Source organism: Vibrio sp. HI00D65, from assembly GCF_001635455.1.
Taxonomy (GTDB): domain Bacteria; phylum Pseudomonadota; class Gammaproteobacteria; order Enterobacterales; family Vibrionaceae; genus Vibrio.
In genome coordinates this window covers 93,985-114,028 of sequence record NZ_LWEH01000025.1, presented here as the reverse complement: position 1 = coordinate 114,028, position 20,044 = coordinate 93,985, and the positions used below count along the sequence as shown (strand labels likewise).

Genomic DNA, 20,044 nt, shown 5'->3' with positions numbered 1-20,044 from the left:
TTCGAGATTCGAGATTCGAGAGCCATTATCTAGATTGACAAGCTTAAATACAAATATACGGGCGTAAGAGTTTCCTCTGACGCCCGCACTAATAAGTAATTGAGACTGCGTAATCTCTAAGCAGATAGCTCAATTTCTAACATGAAATTAAGCTACTCTGCGACGAAATTATTTTTTGTCGTCTTTAACTTCTTCGAATTCTGCGTCAACAACATCGTCGTCTTGCTTAGGTTGCTCACCCGCTTCAGCGCCAGCTTGCTGTGCTTGAGCTTGTTGTTGAGCAATTTCCATTAGCTTCTGAGCTGCTTGCATAAGTTCTTGAACTTTAGCGTCGATAGCTTCTTTGTCGTCACCAGACTTAACTTCTTCTAGTGCCGCGATAGCTGCTTCGATCTTCTCTTTCTCGTCTGCAGGTAGAGCTTCACCAGCTTCTTCTACTTGCTTCTTAGTACCGTGAATCATTTGGTCAGCTTGGTTACGTGCAGTTACTAGCTCTTCGAACTTCTTGTCCGCTTCTTTGTTAGCTTCTGCTTCTTGTACCATTGCTTCGATCTCTTCCTCAGACAGACCGCCTGATGCTTGGATAGTGATCTTCTGTTCTTTACCAGTCGCTTTATCTTTCGCAGATACGTTTAGGATACCGTCAGCATCTAGGTCGAAAGTTACTTCGATTTGTGGCATGCCACGTGGTGCTGGTTGGATACCTTCTAGGTTGAACTGACCAAGAGACTTGTTGTAAGTCGCTTGCTTACGCTCACCTTGTAGTACGTGGATAGTTACCGCGCTTTGGTTGTCTTCAGCTGTAGAGAACACTTGATCCGCTTTTGTTGGGATAGTTGTGTTTTTCTCGATTAGCTTAGTCATTACGCCGCCCATCGTTTCGATACCGAAAGATAGAGGAGTAACGTCTAGAAGTAGTACGTCTTTAACGTCACCAGCTAGTACACCACCTTGAACTGCAGCACCCATTGCTACTGCTTCGTCAGGGTTTACGTCTTTACGAGCTTCTTTACCGAAGAACTCAGCAACTTTAGCTTGAACCATAGGCATACGAGTTTGACCACCAACTAGGATAACGTCAGTGATTTCGCCTACAGATAGGTCAGCATCCGCTAGAGCAACTTTTAGAGGCTCAAGAGAACGTTGTACTAGGTCTTCAACTAGAGACTCAAGCTTCGCACGAGTCACTTTGATGTTCATGTGCTTAGGACCAGTCGCATCAGCAGTAACGTAAGGTAGGTTTACGTCAGTTTGAGTAGTAGAAGAAAGCTCGATTTTCGCTTTTTCTGCTGCTTCTTTAACACGCTGCATTGCTAGTGGATCAGTTTTAAGGTCGATACCTTGCTCTTTCTTGAACTCATCTACTAGGTAGTTGATCATGCGGTTATCGAAATCTTCACCACCAAGGTGAGTGTCACCGTTAGTTGAAAGAACTTCGAAAGTCTTCTCGCCTTCTACTTCATCGATTTCGATGATAGAGATATCGAACGTACCACCACCAAGGTCGTATACAGCGATAGTGCGATCACCGCCTTGCTTGTCTAGACCGTAAGCTAGAGCAGCAGCAGTTGGTTCGTTGATGATACGTTTAACATCTAGACCAGCGATACGACCAGCATCTTTAGTTGCTTGACGTTGAGCATCGTTAAAGTAAGCAGGAACAGTTACAACTGCGCCAGTTACTTCTTCGCCTAGGAAGTCTTCAGCTGTTTTCTTCATTTTCTTAAGAACTTCAGCAGATACCTGAGGGGCAGCCATTTTTTGGCCTTGCGCTTCTACCCATGCATCACCGTTGTCAGCCTTAACAATGTTGAAAGGCATGATTTCGATATCGCGTTGAACTTCTTCATCTTCAAAACGACGACCGATTAGACGCTTGATAGCGAACAGTGTGTTTTGAGGGTTAGTAACAGCTTGACGTTTTGCAGGTTGACCAACTAGCGTCTCGCCTTCTGTGTATGCGATTACTGATGCTGTTGTACGTTCGCCTTCAGCATTTTCGATTACGCGTGGTTTGTCGCCGTCAAGAACAGCAACACAAGAGTTAGTAGTACCTAAATCAATACCAATGATTTTACCCATCAGGCTATCTCCGAAATATATTCTATTAAGTTTTTGCTATACCCACTGATGTGGGGGTGGTAATTAGAGATTCAACCCTAATACACAAAATTAAAGTGCAAATACAATTTGCTTTCGTATGCACCATAGATAAGGGCTCACGATACCTTTTCAAGGGTAAAAACGGATTTTTTTACATTTATTTTAATAAAAAGAATGATTAGGTAAGAATGCATATCATTAACACACTAATAAACCCGTAATTCGATTCAAAAGCCCCTTTGTACCTTTTGTAGATAACATCTGGTATTGCTGTACAAGCCTTATGGCTAACGATCAACGCTAAGAAAAAGCTCAACACAACCGCGCTGCCCCACAGCACCCCAAATAATATCTATCTTTGTCATCCAATAAAAAACGGAGCCACTTTGGCTCCGTTTTCAATCAAGACTTTCTACATAAACATTGTCTATAAAAGGAAGAACTTTTAATTAAGCTTCTGCTTTCTTCAGTTCAACTTCTTCGTCTGCTTCAAAGCCAATTTCGTTTTCAGATTTAGCAACGATAGTGTTTACCGCTGTGTCACCCACTACGTTTGAAGAAGTACAGAACATGTCACAGATACGGTCAACAGCAGCAACGATAGCTAGACCTTCTGGTGGTAGACCTAGTTGGTGTAATAGAACACCTACCATTACTACACCGCCACCTGGAACACCACCAGCACCGATAGACAGTAGCAAGATAGTTAGACCTAGAGTGAAGATATCAGCAGTGTTGATTGGCTGACCAAATGCGTTTGCTACGAACATAGTTGCTAGTGCGATGTAGATAGATACACCAGACATGTTCATTGTTGCACCTAGTGGTACACCGAAGCCCGCTACTGACTTAGATACGTTTAGCTTGTCAGTAAGAGTGCGCATTGTTACTGGGATAGTCGCGTTCGAACTTGCAGTAGATAGTGAGAATAGAACTTGCTCACGAGTTGCACGTAGGAACTGCTTTGGAGAAATACCAGTGAATGAACCCACCATCATTGGGTAGAAGAAGAAGATCCAGAACACAAGCATTGCAACAACAAGCGCTACGTAGCCAGCTACTGACATTAGCGTGTTTGCATCTAGCGTTGCACCTAGTTGAATCATCAGAGCGAATACACCGTATGGCGCTAGGCTCATTACTAGGCCGATAAGCTTCATCATGATTTCGTTAGCCATCTTGAACGTCTTGATAGCTGGGCCACCACGAGAATCAAGCGCTTGAATAGCAAGACCAGTCAGAATCGCCATGAAGATGATTTGTAGCATATCGCCGCTTGCGAATGCTTGTACTGGGTTGCTAGGAACGATGTTCACAACAAGAGAGAAGATGTCTGGGGTTTCTGTTGTTGTAAGTGCAATCGTCTCAGAAACTGTACCTGCTAGGTTTGCACCCGCACCAGGTTGGAAAATAAGACCAATCGTTAGAGCAGCAGAGATCGCGATGATGGTGTTAATAATGTAAAGACCAAAGGTTTTACCACCAAGACGACCAAATGAACGGATATCTTTTAGTTCAACGATACCGCAAACTATAGATACATATACAAGAGGCACTACCAGCAACTTGATAAGTGATACGAACATACCACCAGCGCCTTCTGCAGCACCAAGTAGGTAAGTGTCAAAAATAGCGATTCCGCTGAATAGGTACTGAATAGCAGTACCAATAATCAGGCCGACAAACAGGCCAACAAAAATCTTACTTGAGAGCGATTTATCCATCGTTCTTCTCCAGTCTGTTGTGTTTAAAATTTGTACTTTTATAGTTATATATGCGAGTAATATCGCTATATGGCAGTGGATTTTACATACAAAGATAACAATTAAAAGTATTTGTTTACAAAAATATCACAAGTGTGACATCAAAACATTTTCTTATTAACAACCAGTTTCATAACATAAAACTCTAAACCGCTGTTCTGTATGAAATAAAAAGAACGACATCCTCAATGCAGTTTGACGAACCATTTACGTGGACTCTCAAGTGGTAGACATAAAAAAAGAGAGGCGTAAGCCTCTCTTCTTATTTCACATCAACTAGTGAATTATGTTGTAACTGCAGCTTGCTTGATCAGTAAAAGGTCGAACCTTTCGCTATGCAAGCACCACTCAATTACTTAGCAACCATTACCATTGCAGGACGAACTACACGACCGTTTAGCTCGTAGCCTTTTTGCATCACGAACATAACCGTGTTTGATTCGTGATCTGGGCTTTCTTGGATAGACATCGCTTGGTGGAATTCAGGGTTGAACGCTTCACCTTCTGGGTTGATCTCTTTTAGACCGAACTTAGCAACTGTGTCTACGAATGTTTTGTGCGTAAGCTCAACACCTTCGTATAGTGACTTAACCACTTCGTTTTCAGCGTCTGCAGCTTGCATTGCACGCTCAAGGTTGTCGATAACCGGCAGTAGGCCTTCAGCAAACTTGTTCAAAGCGAATTTACGCGCTTTATCAATTTCTTGCTCGCTACGGCGACGCATATTTTCAACTTCAGCTTTAGCGCGAAGAACAGAATCTTGCTGCTCTTTCACTTTAGTTTCGCTAGCTAGCAATGCCGCTTCTAGTTGAGCAATCTTTGCTTCCTGCTCATCAGCCGCGTCTGCGTTCAGTTCAGCTTCTTCAACTTTTTCTGCTTCAGCAATGATCTGATCTAGTTCTTCTTCGGTTACTTTGTTTTCTTCGTTGCTCATGATATCTCCAGAATTCGTTTCCAATGCAAGTGACAGGCGGGTTTGCGCCTCAAATTGATATAAAACACTCGCATAGACGTTCAACTTGCCTTTATTATGGGGATGAAGAATTTTGATTCAAGCCTAATTCGTTTGGAAACCTTATGAAAAAGCCATTTGAAGTGATCGCCATTATTGGTAAACCTAGAGATCAGCAAGCAATTCAGACTCATAGAGAACTCTATCAGTGGTTGAGTGCTGAGGGTTATCAAGTGTTTGTTGATGACAGACTCGCCAGTATTTTAGACGATATCCCAAAAGAACATTTTTCTAGCCTGGTCGACTTAGGTAAACGCGCCGATCTCGCCATTGTAGTCGGTGGCGACGGAAACATGCTCGGCGCCGCTCGAATCTTATCTCGTTTCGATATTTCAGTGATTGGTGTGAACAGAGGTAACCTTGGCTTCCTGACCGATCTCAACCCAGAAAACTTCCAGCGCGCGCTAACTGATGTTCTCAAAGGTGAATTCATGGAAGAAGAACGCTTCCTACTTGAAACAGAGATCCACCGCCATGGCCAAATAAAAAGCCACAATGCAGCACTTAACGAAGCGGTCCTTCACCCCGGCCAAGTCGCGCACATGATCGAGTTTGAAGTGTACATCGACGACAACTTCGCTTTCTCGCAGCGTTCTGATGGTTTGATCGTGTCGACACCAACAGGCTCTACCGCCTACTCGCTCTCTGGCGGCGGCCCCATTTTGTCATCGAGCTTGAATGCCATCTCTTTGGTACCTATGTTCCCGCACACGCTTTCAAGCCGACCGCTTGTCGTCGATGGGAAACGCCACATTAAATTGATCGTATCGCCTGATAACCGCGGCACTCAAGAAGTCAGTTGCGATGGTCAAATCTCGCTACCTGTATCTCCAGGCGACGAGATCCACATTTACCAAAGCCCAAATGTGCTCAAGCTGATCCATCCAAAAGACTACAATTACTACCATGTCCTACGTAACAAACTGGGCTGGTCGAGTAAGCTGTTCTAACTCAACGGCACTAGTAACAACCGAAAATTTCAAAGGCTGACGATATTCGTTAGCCTTTTTTATTACCAAAGAGATTCTCAACTCCGCTACTTCGTCGCTCTAGAGAATGACGACTACGAACAATTCCTCTCAACCGCTCCGTCATTCCAGAACTGAGGGGCGAGATATCTGGAATATCTTTTTGCAAATAGACATCAATATCAGGCACCTACAAACGAAGTTTGATTTGATCGAACTCACAAAAAATTTTCACCTGTCGGCTTTACTGTATAAAGAAACAGTATATACTGAACTTATATACAGTATTGTTCAGTTATACAGGTAAATAAAAATGCTGGCTCATTTAAGTGTTAATAATTTCGCTATTGTTAAGTCTTTACAGCTAGAACTTTCTAAAGGCATGACAACAATCACCGGGGAGACTGGTGCGGGTAAATCGATTGCAATCGATGCTTTGGGTTTGTGTCTTGGAGGGAGATCCGATGCAGGAATGGTTAGACAAGGTGAAGAAAAAACCGAAGTCAGTGCCGCATTTTTACTTGAAAACAATCTGCACGCAACTCGATGGTTAGAAGATAACGAACTTCTAGACGGCACTGAGTGCATCCTGCGCAGAACCATCTCTAAAGAAGGTCGCTCTCGTGCATTCATTAACGGTAGCCCGGTTCCTCTTTCACAATTGAAATCCCTGGGACAACTGCTGATCAACATTCATGGCCAGCACGCGCATCACCAGCTGATGAAAAGCGACTACCAAATGGCAATGCTTGACCAATACGCGGGCCATTTAAACCTATTGAAATCGACACGTAACGCTTATCAAACTTGGCGCCAAGCAGACAACCACCTAAAAGAGTTACGTGAAAACAGCCAACAAAACCAAGCTCAGAAACAACTTCTTGAATACCAAATCAAAGAGTTGAACGAGTTATCTATTGGGGAGGAAGAATATGAAGAGCTCGAACAAGAGCATAAGCGCCTCGCCAATAGCGGAGAATTGGCCTCAACCTGCCGGCAAGCTATCGAGCTTATTTACGAAGGTGAAGAAGTTAATGCGCTTGGTATTCTGCAATCGGCCAATCACTCCCTAATTCAACTAGCAGAATTAGACGAGCGACTTGCTGAACTACCAGATATGCTGTCTGAGGCCATTATTCAGATTGAAGAGACCAACAGCGAGCTAAGAACTTATCTTGATAGCATCGACGTAGATCCAGGTCGCATGGCTTACGTTGAAGAGCGCTTCTCTAAAGTGATGTCGATGGCACGTAAACACCACGTATTGCCTGAAGAGCTGTATAAACACCACCAAGACTTACTACAGCAAGTTGAAGCATTGGATTGCTCTGATGAAAAGCTTGAAGAGTTAGCGAATGACGTTGAAAACCAATACCAATCATTCGTAGCAAAGTCTGAGAAGCTGCATAAATCTCGCGTTCGTTACGCGAAAGAGCTAAACAAGCTGATCACGCAAAGCATGCACGAGCTCAGCATGGAAAAAGCTCAGTTTGCGATTGAAGTAAACAACACCAACACTCACCCTTCACCATTGGGTATGGATAACGTGACCTTTATTGTGTCTACCAACCCAGGCCAGCCGATGCAACCAATCGCTAAAGTGGCGTCCGGTGGTGAGCTATCACGCATCTCATTAGCGATTCAAGTGATCACCGCGCAAAAAGTCGATACACCAAGTCTGATTTTCGATGAAGTGGATGTGGGTATCAGTGGCCCAACCGCTGCTGTAGTCGGCAAGATGCTGCGTAAGCTGGGCGAATCAACTCAGGTAATGTGTGTGACTCACTTACCTCAAGTTGCCGGTTGCGGTCACCAACAGCTGTTTGTGGCAAAGAACACGAAATCAGGTAAAACCGAAACCCAAATGCACACACTTGATGAGCAACAACGCGTTTCAGAGCTGGCTCGACTGCTTGGTGGCAGCCAAATTACCGAGTCGACCCTTGCCAACGCAAAAGAGTTATTAGTCGCAGCTTAGATTAAATCTTCAGCAACTTTCTGATAATTTAACGAAAAATATTGGTAATTTTGCAACTAAATTCAAAATTGCCAGTCATAACAAGCTCAAAGCGCAAGGAGCTTTTTACTTCTTGCTGGAGCTTGTTTATTATCAGGCAGTATTTTAGCGAAGAAAGATCTCAAACTATGCGAATTAAAAAGTGGTTAGTTGCAGTTCCACTTGCACTAACAATGTTGACCGGTTGCTCTCTACTAGAGAAGTTGGTTTATCGAATTGACATCAATCAGGGTAACTATGTTGAACAAGAAGCTGTCGACCAGCTCAAGTTTGGCATGACAAAAACACAAGTTCGTTACGTTATGGGCTCACCTATGCTTATCGAAAATGGCTACCCAGATACGTGGTACTACATTTACCACCACCAAAAAGGTCACGAAGACCCAATTCAGAAAAACCTCGTCGTGAACTTTGATGCTACTGGCACCCTAGTTACGATCAACGGTGATTTTGAAGCCAGTGATGAGTTCTTCGAAAGCCTTCGCTAGCTTTCAGTAGACAAGCTCTCAATCAAGAAGCTTAAAAGCCTGCTCAATGAGCAGGCTTTTTAATATTTGCTTACAAATTAACCCACCAAATCTCACTCACTGACACAAAAAAGCTCGCCGATTTGGCGAGCTCTCTGTGAATTGAATACGCTTTTCGATGCTATTTAGTAGCAGCGGCTTTTGCTTGTTCGGCACGTTTACGTCGAATCTCTTTTGGATCGGCCAATAGTGCACGGTAAATTTCGATACGGTCTTTATCACGAACCGTTGCATCTAACTTCACGTTACGGCTGAACACGCCAACCTTGTTTTTCGCTAAGTCGATCTCTGGGTACAGTTCCAAAACACCAGACTGCGCAATAATTTCTTCAACGGTTGCATTCTTATTAACGACCAAAGTAAACACACGCTGTTCATGCGGAAGTGCAAACACAACTTCTACGTGGATCATATCTGATTCAATAGTCATGGTTTAGTAAACCTGTTTCGCTCGTTGAGTGAATGCGCTCACCATGTTGGTCGTTAGCTCATTGAAAATCTTACCAAATGCCATTTCAATCATTCGGCTAGAAAATTCAAACTCTAACTTAAGCTCGACCTTACAGGCTTGATCATCCAATGGAGTAAAATACCAACCGCCTTGCAGTTTCTTGAATGGGCCGTCCACCAGCTCCATTAAGATCTCAACGCCATCCGCTAAACGGTTAGACGTTGTAAATGTTTTGCTAATACCGGCTTTAGAAACATCAACCGAAGCCACCATTGCTGAATCTGAAAACTCTATTACACGAGAACCAGAACACCCTGGCAAAAACTCAGGATAACGAGCAACATCATTGACCAAGTCAAACATCTGGTCAGCACTAAATGATACTAATGCTGAACGAGTAACCTTTGGCATATAGACTCCTGTTAAAGACAGCGTTACATTAAACAAACCACAATTTTAATGGTATTGAGCCAGAGCGCAAATAAAAAGGATTCCCCATCTTTCGCGCAATCCGTATAATGAGGCCATTATGGCAAAGAATAAATCAAAATCAAAAGCCGGTAGTAATACCATTGCGCTTAATAAGAAAGCTCGCCACGAATATTTCATCGACGATGAAATAGAAGCGGGGCTTGAGCTACAAGGCTGGGAAGTAAAATCCCTACGTGAAGGCAAAACCAATATCGCAGAAAGCTACGTTTACATCCGTGATGGCGAAGCATTCATTAGTGGTATGACGATCACTCCGCTTACTCAAGCGAGTACTCATATCGTGGCGAACCCAACACGTGTCCGTAAACTCCTAATGTCGAGAAAAGAGCTCGATAACCTATTCGGTCGTATTAACCGTGAAGGCATGACACTTGTCGCAACCGCACTTTACTGGTCTCGCTCTTGGGCGAAGATTAAGATCGGCGTAGCGAAGGGTAAAAAGCTGCACGATAAACGTACTGATATGAAAGAAAAAGATTGGGCGAGAGATAAAGCACGAATTATGAAGAGTAATTTGCGCTAATTTTAAGCACTTAAACGCACAGTGCTAGACAGTGTAAGCTTTTCTGGTACTATGCAATAACACTTGGGGCTGATTTAGGATTCGACAGGAATTTTGAAGTCTGAGGTGCATGCCGTGGGGCGGTTGGCCACGTAAAAAGCCGCAAAAAAATAGTCGCAAACGACGAAAACTACGCACTAGCAGCTTAATAACCTGCTCAGAGCTCTCTTGCCCTAGCTTCCGCTCGTAAGACGGGGACCAACAAGAGATCAAACCCAAACAAGCTAGCGTGGCTTCTCCCACCTGAGAGGAAAAGCGCGAATTATAATTCAGGTTAGCCTTTAACTAGCGTGTCGGTTCGCAGGTTACTGGTGAAATTAAAGATCGACTAAGCATGTAGTACCAATGATGAATAGTTTTTGGACGCGGGTTCAACTCCCGCCAGCTCCACCAACGTTTGGAAAGGGCCAACTCGAAAGAGTTGGCCCTTTTTGTTTGCCTTTAATCTAGATTTAACCAAACACAAATAACAATATGATGTCTGATACGCGATTACACCGTTGGAGTGGATGCTCGCCATGCTTGAGTTTGACTATCAGCAATCGAACGGAAAAGCTCGCGTAGCTCTTTTAACAGACCCTCTTGGAAACCAATGTATTCGTCTGCTTTTTGTTTATCTGATTGGGCACGAGTTGCCAATACTTCATCCTCTTTGCTTCGAGCTTGAGCTTTCGTTTGCTCTACGCTTGCTGCTGAGTTCCCCATTTGACCTAAAGCTTGAAGTACGGCATTTCTCGCCTGATTGGATCCTGCCATCTTTTCAAATTTACGTCCGGTGCTGGTTAAAGAGCTCGACGTATCAGCAATATTTTCTTTAGCGGCTGCATATGCTTTTCTCACTTGGTCCTGATATTTCGTCGACATATTACCACTAGCCATTAGCTCTTCAGCTTGCTCAAAGCCTGCTTTTTGAGTCTGCAAAACCTTGTTATGGGCGACTTCAGAACTCAGTTCTCGACCTGTTCTAAAAGAACCAATCGCACCAACGATTGCTGTTGCTCCCGCAAGAACACCTGATACGATAGCCATTGCGAGCATCGCCTTTGCCGCACTATTTAACTCTTCTGCTTGGCTCTTGATACTAGCTACATTTGCCTCGACCGCAATTTCACGTTGCTGTACTTGCTGGTCACGGGTTAATTTGGATACTTCATACAGCAAAGCGATAAGAGAGAGTGACTGAGAAATAGCCTCTGACGAGGACTTAGCCACGTCTTTGCCTGCCAATGCGTTTTCTGTTATTTGCATTAACAGGTTTGTTGTTGAGGCCAACTCATCCATCAATTTTGCTACCGCGATAGCTTGGTCTCCAATAGCTGGCGCTTTTGGGCCATCTAATTGGTAGTGATTCGCATTCGTCACTTTGCTTTCAGCACTAGCGCGGATTGCACCTGCTTCGATTTTGGTTTCAGGGGTTTTCTCAGTATGGCTGGTTCTGTCAAGTTCGCCCAAACCATGAAGAGCTGCGTGTCCAGTATTACTAATATTTTCTATCATAATTATTCCTTAAACATTTGTAGGGCGATTCGTCAGCGTTTTCATTGTTTCGCCTTTAGCTAGGACCATTTGCATGATGACGTTCATTAGTTCTTGGAAACCTTCCATCAACTTGGAAATTTCTTGTTTCAGTTTGTCAAGCACCGCTTGGCTCAGTGTCATCTCAGCCCTTAACTCTGTAATGTCCGCCTGAATGTTGGTCAAACGCGCGTTGTTTGTCCCATGAACGCTATCCGTGGCAGCTTTACCGACATTGACAGTGATGTCGGCACCCTCAGCACCAAAACGGATCGCTTTTGCAGTTGTCGTTGTGGCTTTCGACCCCCAATCAGCAAACTTTGTGATACTGGCGGATGCTTTTGTGGCGATATCAGTGACTTTCTGTGCAATTTGGCTTGCACTCTTAGCAGCCAACTTGGCAACACCCGCAGCGGCAGAACCACCAAATGTGACAACAGCACCAATGACAGCAGTCGCAATCTCAAACGCCATGACGACTTTACTCAGCACATTGACATTAATTCCAGCCTCTTTCATCGCCTCCTGAACAGCAGGCTCTTGCAAAGTCATATTGACAGCACCCATCACACCGCCCGCGATCATTAACGCGCCAGCAACAGCACCGATCCCAGTTGCGACCATGATGGAGCCAACAACAATAGAAGCTACAGCGCTGACCCAACCGAAAATCTTAGAAGCTAAGCCCGACTTTTGTGCTTCTTTTGCCGCGGCCTCAGATTCTTTGATCTTCTCCTGGTTTTCTGACATCTCAAGCTTATGTTTTTCTTGAGCTACTTTGACTTCCTGCATTTTAAGCTTGTTTTGAGCACTCTTAATTTTGTCTGCGATAGCAGCCAGCTCAATCTCAAAGTCGTCCACTGAGCCTGCAATTATTCTCACAGCTAGTGATCCAGTGCTGTCAGCAACAGCATGTAAGCCACCAGCTATCGAGTCTACAATTTTTTGTAGCTGTGCAATGGCCTTCAGCGTCAGGTCGTTCACCTGATCGCTGACAGCGGCATTCGGTGCATCAAGCTGAACTTTTACCTTGCCGGCGTTCAATGCTTCAACACCTTTACCTTGTACGTTTTCAAGGGTTACTGACGGCGATGCATGAGCAGCTGTCTTGCCAACCTTGTTTAACGTAGTTTGGTCAGAATCAGGCATAAATACCTGATTCTGAATGCGGTTAAGTGCAATAGAACTCATATTCTAGTTACTCCTCTTGTTTCTCACCGCTTCTAACATGATGCCTGCTCGTTGATGCAAGTCTGCATACTCTGGTTTACCAGCAGACATCTCCTTCGCGCTGTAAAACCCACTCTCTGCTTCCGTCAGTTGCTCAAGTTTGAGATGACATTCTGCAGAGTGGAAAGGCGGGCGTGGATCATTAATGTCCATAAGCGCAGCGTAGCTGTAGGCATCAAGCGCCTGCAGGTACTCACCTAGTTCCTGACGAGCCGCACCCAAACCAATGAAAAATCGCGCTTGATAATGATCAAGCATACTAAGCAGCTGAAATACCTTTGCGGCCTGCTCTAGTTTGCCTGACTGGAAAAAGTTATATCCAACCGCGTAAATTTGCTCAATGGTGTCTGCCGATACATCGTGCAGCATTTTTAGCGTACCTCCCTCTTCCAAAAAGGAAAGAAGCTCCTCTGCTTGCATTTGAGATAGATCGGTTGGCGCGTTTTGTGTAGTCATGGTTATTTATCCTCAAAGGGCTCGTAGGATTTCTTGTAAAATACTGTGGTACTTCTGAACAAATTTGTTCATCGCCTCAACGGTTGCATTGTATTGAGAGCTGATATCACTGAGCTCGGTCGTTTTTAGTTGAACTGTATCGTTTTTGACCTTGGACTGATCACTTACTGAATTAGAGAAACTTGCCAATTGATCGCCCTCAAAACTATCGGCTGCTACTGAAACGCCTTGTTTTGTCAGAAAGTCTTTGTGGTTTTCGAACTTATTATTTGTCAAATATGCATACTCGGGAGAGGCCTTAAAAGATGCTTCACTGTCGTAGCCAAAGTCACTTGCTTGGAAACTCGTATTCCCTGGTTCATATTTTTCTTTTGCACTTTGTTTTGAGTGTATCTTCGACTGTATGGCACCAAAAATTCTTAACTCCATCGTTAAGTTTTCCAGTTCACCTTTCAAAATATTACGCTTTTCAAGACGGTCTACGCGGCGCTCATTTAAGGCAAATAACACGCGTTCATCAAAGCGATCACCGATACTCGACTCAATAACTGCCAATAAATCGCGAGCAGTCAATGCATGCTCAGCATTTACTTCTTTACTATCAACTTCCTGTGCTGTGATTTTTGCTAAACGCTCACTGAGCTTATAAAGGTTCTCCATCATTTTTTGATGACGTGTGACAAAATCGGTTCCGATATCTTTTCCGGCAACTATTTTCTCGAAAAGAAAACGAATATCTTGCTCGGTATTTTGCTTGATACGCTCAAGCTGTTCTGGTGTCGTTTGAGTTACCTGGATAGCAAGTAGATCGTTAAAGAACTTATCGATCTGAGTGTTAATAAGTGCAATCGCAATATTAGAAAACAAACTTGGTAAAGTGATCGCATTGGGATTTGCGTTAATTCTGTCAACTTCTAAATCCAAAATGGCTTTTAATTGTTTGACACCCTCTGCACCGTAGGCATTTTCAAACTGTCCTTTTAGTTGTATCGCTAAGCTATTAATCGCATCGGTAAGCTCCTGCTTAGACATGCCAGGAATCCAAGCAATCTTGTTCGCCAATGTCTTTGCATCATCGGTGCTGATGGTGATCCCAATGCTATTGAAAGAGGCAACCAGCTGAGAGGTAACCGCGGCTCTAAAGCTTTCTTCCGTTAAAAAGTAATCTGAGTTCTTAAGCTCATTGAGGTTGACTGAACCAAGATTAGCAAAGGCATTTCGCAAGAACGGAATAGCATTCTCACGAACCTCACTGGTACTCATCTGCACCGCCAGTGTATTTACAAGCGAGCTAATCTCTGCCATTGCTGCTTTAAGATCACTCGTATTCAAAGCTTCAATTTGCAGTGCTTGGTTACTCTGGCTCCCCAAGCGGAAATCAGCGATAAAATAGGTCGAAAGTGAACTGTCGACCTTATCTTTTAGTAGTGTGCTAAACCAAGATTGAAATTGATGCGCGAGCGTAGTATTAACGCCCATTTCCACTTCTTTAGGTGCAATCTGGCCATTCAACGCTTGTTGTTGCAGTGACCGCATCCAATGCGCAGTAGTCTCAGTGGCAGCAGTCCCAGTAAAGGCCTCCTGCTTCTTTAACAGTGTGTCCAATGAATCTGCATAAAGACTCAAGCTTTCTTGTTCCGTGCGCCCTACGACAATAGGTAATTGGCGAATCAATGACTCTAATTGATTCGCATCGATATGGGCATCACTCAGAATGGGAGAAAAGGTCTTAACCAAACCCTGCTGGAATGCGATCTGAGAATCACGATTGGCTGTTGTATTGAGAACTCCTTTGATGGAGTTCATGGTTGTCATATCCGTCATGTAAAAACCTCTAGATCACCATGCCACGCATCATGGTCGGTCGCTTGCGCCTAATGCCTTTAGTGGTCGTGGCTTGTGGCTGATGCTGTTGTTGTCTGCGGCGTTGTACTTCTTCAAGCAGCTCGTGCTCTGCTTGTTTCATCAATTGGGGCGAAGCATTTAACCCATCGAGCAGAATATTGCCTGCTACCGGACCAACGCCTAATCCTTCGAGTAGTTCATTGAATACATCAGTTCTGTCTTCAGCATTGCGAATAGCAAGTTCCGCGTTTTCAATGGTTTCAGTAAAGGGTTGCTTCATCTTGTGTCCTATCTTAAAGCGAAGCATCTTTGGGATGCTGTCAGTAACAGTCGAGAGTTTTTAAATTTTTCTCTTTCTCAAAGGTCGGTAATCACTAAGGCGCAAGAAATACCAATCCTCTTGTTGATCATGGCTCGCGCCGCAGGCTCGTAAGTAGAATTGTGCTAACCGTTGGCTGCTCATGTTACTACCTCGCAATACATCAACGTTGCCACGAATAGTCCAGTCGAGCGGATACAAACGGATGGCATGTTCTGCGAGCACAAATAGCGCGGAGAAAGGGTTGCCTAGACCTTGGTTCGGGCTGGTTCTTCGCAGCAGTACAATGATGATTTCGCCCTCTTCGACACGGAAGACCAGCTCCATCCCATCACATTCATAACGATGACCAAGTAAGATAGTACTTTTCTGCCAAAAGTAGGGCGTCACTTCGATGCCTGACGCCACTAGAGACTGAGTGAGAAGGCATTTCATCACATACCTACCCTGCCAAGCGGTTGAATATTGATTTGTTGTGTCAGCTCTTGGAACGACAACACTGGCAATTCGTAGTATTCAGACTCGATCAGTTTGCGCACGTAACGGCGCACATCCATCGACACCACCAGCACAGGTTTATTTGGCATGCGACTTAAATCACCAATGGTTTGCTTAACGTCGCTGACAAATTGTTGAGTGACAGAGGGGTCAAGCGCCAAGTAACTGCCTGCAGAAGTCTGACGAATGCCATTACGAATCGTATCTTCCAAGCTTTGATCTAATAGATAAGCTGGTAGCATGTTTTGACCGCTGGCGTACTTGTAGCAGATATAGCGCTTCAAGCTTGAACGGATATATTCAGTTAGCTGTACCACGTCTTTCTCTTTCTGGCCCCACTCAACCATGGCTTCTAAGATCACTCGTAAATTACGAATAGAAATGTCTTCAGAAACCAAACGCTGCAGAATTTCCGTCATCTTTTGCAAAGGCACAATACGCTGCGCTTCTTTTACTAGTTCGGAATAGCTACCTTCCATTTGTTCCAGCAGGTAGCGGGTTTCTTGAATACCGATAAAGTCTTGCGCGTACTCTTTCAGAACGTGAGACAAGTGATAAGTCAGAATGCGATCAGGGGTCAGAAAGCCCACATGACTGTTTTGGAGTTTTTCATAATGACTTTGGTCAACCCAAAGACTCGTAATACCCGGCAGAAAATCGTCATCTTTTTCATAAGGTACGCCCAGTAAATCGATCTGTTCATTACCTTCTGTTACCAGCAGTTTCTCGCTTTCAATTCGACCACGAGCGACCGGCACTTCTTGCAATTGAATTAAATACTCGCCGTTACTCATTCCCTCGTTGAAACGTAAGTGAATACCGGGGAACGGGACACCGAGATCGAGATAAAGTGCACGTCTGACACGCGCAAGCTCATCGTTGAGAGCCACGGCCTCTAAACTTTCTTGCAAGCGAGAATCCAAGTCGATGAGCAGCGGTACTGTCATCGCAAACTCTTCTTGCTCACCCAGCTTGCCTTTGCTATTGCGAGATGGCGTCGGTTTATTGGGCTTAGCGGCTGGCGAACCAGCACCTTGGGCAACGAAGCTAGGCAAGTCAGAGCTGTCGGATTCGCTTTGTTTCTTTTGTTGGTAGGATAAGAAGAAACCACCACCGCCAACAACAGCAGCAAGAATTAAGAAGGTAATCTTCGGGAAGCCCGGAATAAGAGCAAACAAAATCAGCAGAACACCACCAACCAACAAAGCTCTTGGCTGAGCGGTCACTTGTCCACCAATATCTGAACCTAGGTCAGAAGAATCCTCATTTGAGACACGAGTAACGATGATGCCAGCCGTGATAGCGATAAACAGTGCCGGGATCTGCGACACCAGACCATCACCAACGGTCAGGACTGCGAACAATTCAAGTGCCTCAGAGGCAGACATGCCCTTTTGAGTCACCCCAATAGTTACACCACCGAGAATGTTTACCACTATGATAATCAGGCCCGCGATTGAGTCGCCTTTAACGAACTTCATCGCGCCATCCATCGAGCCATACATTTGGCTTTCTTTTTCGATCAATGAACGGCGGTGACGCGCCTCATGAACATCAATAACTCCAGCACGCATATCGCCATCGATACTCATCTGCTTACCCGGCATCGCGTCAAGAGAGAACCGAGCGCTGACTTCTGCAACCCTTTCAGAACCTTTGGTGATCACCATAAATTGAACAATGGTGATGATAAGGAAAACAACAATACCTACTACCAAGTTACCGCCGACGACGAAGTTACCGAAGGTGTATACGATCTGGCCTGCATCACCTTGCAGCAGGATAAGTCGCGTTGTCGTAATAGAAAGTGACAAACGAAACAAGGTGGTGATCAAAAGCACTGCTGGAAATGCAGAAAATTCCAGTGGTGTAGTGATGTAGATAGCCAACATCAACAAGACGACCGCAATGCTCATGTTGGTACCGATCAAAACGTCCACTAGTGCCGTAGGTAGAGGCAAGATCATCATAAAGACGATCGCAAGTAGCATCACGGCAAGCATGATGTCTTTACGCTGTCCGACTTTGTTTAGAGTATCAATCAACTTATTCATTTGATTCACTATTTAGAGATTGTAGATAATGTCGATGTGCTCGGCGGGCACCTTCAACATCCTGTTCTTTCCAGCGAGCTTGGCTTAGGCAAAACCACAAGCCCGCTTTATTTGAGTGTTCGCTTTCCAATAATCTTTCGCACAGCTCAATTGAACGCGTGTATCTGCCTGAATTGAGGCATGCTACCGCTAATGTTTGGCGAGCTTCCTGATGCTGAGGTTCGATTTCCAGCAGTGCATCAAGCAAGATAATCGCTTGTTCCGGCTTTTGATATTGAACTTGGAGTGCGGCGTGGATAAGCAAAAGCTCCACGTCTTTTGTCTTCAACATGGGCTTTTTAAACCTGAATTAGTAGATTCAACGCCATAGTGAGATAACGTTGGTCTAATTGAGTACTTTGCAATGTTTTCACAGCCTGATTGAGCGCATGAGAGCCATTTTTCTGTGCCAATTCCTGAAGCCGCTGCTGAGTGGTATCAAACTGTTGACGGTACTTGTCCGGGCGAAGTAGCTCCGAATGTGTCAATTTTGGCTTGGCCAGTGACACCAGGTACTGCTCAGAGGGGCGAAGCTCGTACAGTTTCTCTAAGTGAGTTGCGATGGCTTGACCGTCAGGCAACAACTGGAAACGCTGTGGGAAGCCGCTTTCAACCTGCTCAAGTGAAACGTGAGTAAAGCCTTCAATACCGACGTTTAATGTACTAATACGGCTCATGAATCCGCCACATCTTTATGTAAACGAACCAGTAGAGCGAACGCTTGCTCGATGGTTGGTAGAGTCACTTCATCCCCTTCAATTTGTGCAGAGAAGACCAGTGTCTGTTCATCCAGTAAACCGCTCTTTATGACGAATGGCCAGCCTTGACCTGAATGGCAAAAACTCAACGCCTTTTTAATCGGCTCGTTTGATTGGTGCCAATGCAGCGGTTTCGCCAGCATGAGAAACAGGCAGTCCTGATGCCTCTCAACGTGTAGAGTGCCGCTCTGTTCGAAACTCAGTTGAACACGTCCTGCTGACGAGAAGTCTACCGCTTCAAGTCCCATTCCTCGGCAAAAATCATCCACAGATGCATCAATCCAATTCATCGTCCCACATTTCCTCTTCTTCTAAATCAATCGCTTCATCAAGCGCTTTTTGCACAGCTTGTATTAGGTTTTGTCGCTGTTCTTCATCGTTAAATACATCAATTGGAATATGGCGAATAAGTTTGTGAAGTTCCCTAAAAAAGCTGATTTTTCTCTCCGTGGACGCCAACTCCATGGCGTTCACTAGGTTCCATATCTCGGCACTTCCCACCCAACGCTGCTCAACCAAAACGATGACGTCTGACATTAAATCAGTAACTTGATAAGCCATAGTTTGCCTGCTGAGGTTTGAACATCTGGTAGAGGTTACTAACTTGGTCTTGAAGCGTATTCAACGTCTTAAGTTTTTGCATATCGGACATCAGAAGCTGAAGCTTAACGGAGTCAATATTGCTACCTTGAACGCTCAAATCTGCGCTCATCCCCTGCAACATAAAGTCGACCGCCGTGGAGACCTCTTTTGCACCAAAACGCTCCACCACATCCTTGTATGCTGAGCCTAAACCTTGGTAGCTGTGTACCGTGTCGCGATAGAAGCCACGCAATTGATGCAAACTGCTAAAGCCTTGCTCTTGGCTGTATTCATCCGCGAAGCTTGAAACACGAATTTCAGTATCAATCTGAGCCCAAGAGTCCGGATTCTGCTCAAAGGTCAGAATGGCTTGGTCTATCAGCGCTAGTAGATTCTTACTTTCTGAATTGGCTCCGAGGAACTTTTTTACTGCTTGTAGCGCTAGGTACTGATGGCTCTTCTCTTCAGAGAATCCGTTGAGGTACGCCTGTAACTGAGCAATCGTTGATAAGTTACCGCTTGCCATTTTGGTAGCAAGGTCTTTGATCTTTTGGTTCTTCTCAAGATCAGGCACTTTTCTTAGGTAGTCAGAAACCAGCTCGTGCGCTTCATTTACGCGAATACTGCCGTCTTTTACTTTGCGTTTCGTGAGATCTTTTTCTGCTTTTTCTGAACCTAACGCCGTCAGCTCTTCCATTGCATCAAACAGCGACTGAGTTGCATTGTGTACGCGGACAGTTTCACCTCGGTAGTTACCATTGACTGAGGCTCCCGTGCGGGAAGACTCGAGGTTACTTCTAATTGGCGCGTCAAATTTGTTGCCCGTAAAAATTTGGCTATTGATAGTGCTCAT

General features: G+C 44.6%; 21 protein-coding genes and 1 other RNA gene. 5 read left to right on the top strand and 17 right to left on the bottom strand.

Translation table 11 applies throughout. The annotated features are described in order from the left end of the window. Positions 1-168 precede the first annotated feature (168 nt). From dnaK to grpE, 3 genes are all read right to left on the bottom strand, one after another. Complete coding sequence (gene dnaK / locus A3712_RS05945; RefSeq protein WP_004737576.1) at positions 169-2,082, bottom strand: molecular chaperone DnaK; 1,914 nt, start codon at positions 2,080-2,082, stop codon at positions 169-171. A 470-nt stretch (positions 2,083-2,552) separates the two neighbouring features. After that, positions 2,553-3,827: a dicarboxylate/amino acid:cation symporter gene (locus tag A3712_RS05940; RefSeq protein ID WP_063522692.1), complete on the bottom strand. Its 1,275-nt coding sequence runs from the start codon at positions 3,825-3,827 to the stop codon at positions 2,553-2,555. A 391-nt stretch (positions 3,828-4,218) separates the two neighbouring features. Then, entirely contained in the window at positions 4,219-4,800 is a 582-nt protein-coding gene (gene grpE, locus A3712_RS05935; RefSeq protein WP_063522691.1) for a nucleotide exchange factor GrpE, read from the bottom strand. 143 nt (positions 4,801-4,943) lie between these two features. Between grpE and nadK the strand changes: the two genes are divergently transcribed. The 3 genes from nadK (at position 4,944) to bamE (ending at position 8,351) form a co-directional block, all read left to right on the top strand. Then, the gene (gene nadK, locus A3712_RS05930) at positions 4,944-5,828 is read left to right on the top strand and encodes an NAD(+) kinase (RefSeq protein WP_063522690.1); all 885 of its coding nucleotides are present in this window, start codon (positions 4,944-4,946) and stop codon (positions 5,826-5,828) included. 331 nt (positions 5,829-6,159) lie between these two features. Further along, on the top strand, positions 6,160-7,824 hold the full coding sequence (gene recN, locus A3712_RS05925) for a DNA repair protein RecN (protein WP_063522689.1): 1,665 nt from the start codon (positions 6,160-6,162) through the stop codon (positions 7,822-7,824). 167 nt (positions 7,825-7,991) lie between these two features. Continuing rightward, positions 7,992-8,351 carry an outer membrane protein assembly factor BamE gene (bamE, locus tag A3712_RS05920; protein WP_004735159.1) on the top strand — a complete coding sequence of 120 codons (360 nt, stop codon included), beginning with the start codon at positions 7,992-7,994 and terminating at the stop codon, positions 8,349-8,351. A gap of 160 nt (positions 8,352-8,511) precedes the next feature. On the opposite strand, the gene A3712_RS05915 is transcribed toward bamE, so the two are convergent. Further along, positions 8,512-8,820 (bottom strand): RnfH family protein, encoded by a 309-nt coding sequence (locus tag A3712_RS05915; protein ID WP_063522688.1) that lies wholly within the window; start codon positions 8,818-8,820, stop codon positions 8,512-8,514. Between the two features lie 3 nt (positions 8,821-8,823). Beyond that, complete coding sequence (locus A3712_RS05910; protein ID WP_063522687.1) at positions 8,824-9,252, bottom strand: SRPBCC family protein; 429 nt, start codon at positions 9,250-9,252, stop codon at positions 8,824-8,826. Between the two features lie 118 nt (positions 9,253-9,370). Between A3712_RS05910 and smpB the strand changes: the two genes are divergently transcribed. Both smpB and ssrA read left to right on the top strand, forming a co-directional pair. Then, entirely contained in the window at positions 9,371-9,856 is a 486-nt protein-coding gene (gene smpB, locus A3712_RS05905; RefSeq protein ID WP_004737567.1) for an SsrA-binding protein SmpB, read from the top strand. 65 nt (positions 9,857-9,921) lie between these two features. Then, positions 9,922-10,288, top strand: a transfer-messenger RNA (tmRNA) gene (gene ssrA, locus A3712_RS05900). A 99-nt stretch (positions 10,289-10,387) separates the two neighbouring features. Here ssrA and vopD read toward each other — a convergent pair. From vopD to sctW, 12 genes are read right to left on the bottom strand one after another with little or no spacing between them, the layout of a single operon-like run. Then, complete coding sequence (vopD, locus tag A3712_RS05895; protein WP_063522686.1) at positions 10,388-11,392, bottom strand: type III secretion system translocon subunit VopD; 1,005 nt, start codon at positions 11,390-11,392, stop codon at positions 10,388-10,390. 9 nt (positions 11,393-11,401) lie between these two features. Beyond that, on the bottom strand, positions 11,402-12,601 hold the full coding sequence (sctE, locus tag A3712_RS05890; RefSeq protein ID WP_063522685.1) for a type III secretion system translocon subunit SctE: 1,200 nt from the start codon (positions 12,599-12,601) through the stop codon (positions 11,402-11,404). A gap of 3 nt (positions 12,602-12,604) precedes the next feature. Continuing rightward, a complete protein-coding gene (locus A3712_RS05885) occupies positions 12,605-13,096 on the bottom strand; it encodes a SycD/LcrH family type III secretion system chaperone (RefSeq protein WP_063522684.1) in 492 nt (163 codons plus the stop codon). A gap of 12 nt (positions 13,097-13,108) precedes the next feature. After that, positions 13,109-14,920 carry a virulence-associated V antigen gene (locus A3712_RS05880; protein WP_063522683.1) on the bottom strand — a complete coding sequence of 604 codons (1,812 nt, stop codon included), beginning with the start codon at positions 14,918-14,920 and terminating at the stop codon, positions 13,109-13,111. Positions 14,921-14,930: 10 nt separating this feature from the next. After that, a complete protein-coding gene (locus tag A3712_RS05875) occupies positions 14,931-15,221 on the bottom strand; it encodes an LcrG family type III secretion system chaperone (protein ID WP_063522682.1) in 291 nt (96 codons plus the stop codon). Between the two features lie 60 nt (positions 15,222-15,281). Further along, positions 15,282-15,695 (bottom strand): LcrR family type III secretion system chaperone, encoded by a 414-nt coding sequence (locus A3712_RS05870; RefSeq protein ID WP_063522681.1) that lies wholly within the window; start codon positions 15,693-15,695, stop codon positions 15,282-15,284. Beyond that, the gene (gene vcrD, locus A3712_RS05865) at positions 15,695-17,821 is read right to left on the bottom strand and encodes a SctV family type III secretion system export apparatus subunit VcrD (protein WP_157618708.1); all 2,127 of its coding nucleotides are present in this window, start codon (positions 17,819-17,821) and stop codon (positions 15,695-15,697) included. Before vcrD ends, A3712_RS05870 begins: the two co-directional genes overlap by 1 nt. Continuing rightward, positions 17,805-18,143 (bottom strand): type III secretion system chaperone VscY, encoded by a 339-nt coding sequence (gene vscY, locus A3712_RS05860; protein ID WP_063522679.1) that lies wholly within the window; start codon positions 18,141-18,143, stop codon positions 17,805-17,807. Before vscY ends, vcrD begins: the two co-directional genes overlap by 17 nt. 7 nt (positions 18,144-18,150) lie before the next feature. Beyond that, positions 18,151-18,528 (bottom strand): type III secretion system protein VscX, encoded by a 378-nt coding sequence (vscX, locus tag A3712_RS05855; RefSeq protein WP_063522678.1) that lies wholly within the window; start codon positions 18,526-18,528, stop codon positions 18,151-18,153. Then, positions 18,525-18,899, bottom strand: coding sequence for a type III secretion chaperone SycN (sycN, locus tag A3712_RS05850; protein ID WP_063522677.1), 375 nt, complete (start codon positions 18,897-18,899; stop codon positions 18,525-18,527). Before sycN ends, vscX begins: the two co-directional genes overlap by 4 nt. After that, on the bottom strand, positions 18,886-19,170 hold the full coding sequence (locus tag A3712_RS05845; protein WP_063522676.1) for a TyeA family type III secretion system gatekeeper subunit: 285 nt from the start codon (positions 19,168-19,170) through the stop codon (positions 18,886-18,888). Before A3712_RS05845 ends, sycN begins: the two co-directional genes overlap by 14 nt. Continuing rightward, complete coding sequence (gene sctW / locus A3712_RS05840; protein WP_063522675.1) at positions 19,151-20,044, bottom strand: type III secretion system gatekeeper subunit SctW; 894 nt, start codon at positions 20,042-20,044, stop codon at positions 19,151-19,153. The genes A3712_RS05845 and sctW overlap by 20 nt, the downstream gene beginning before the upstream one ends.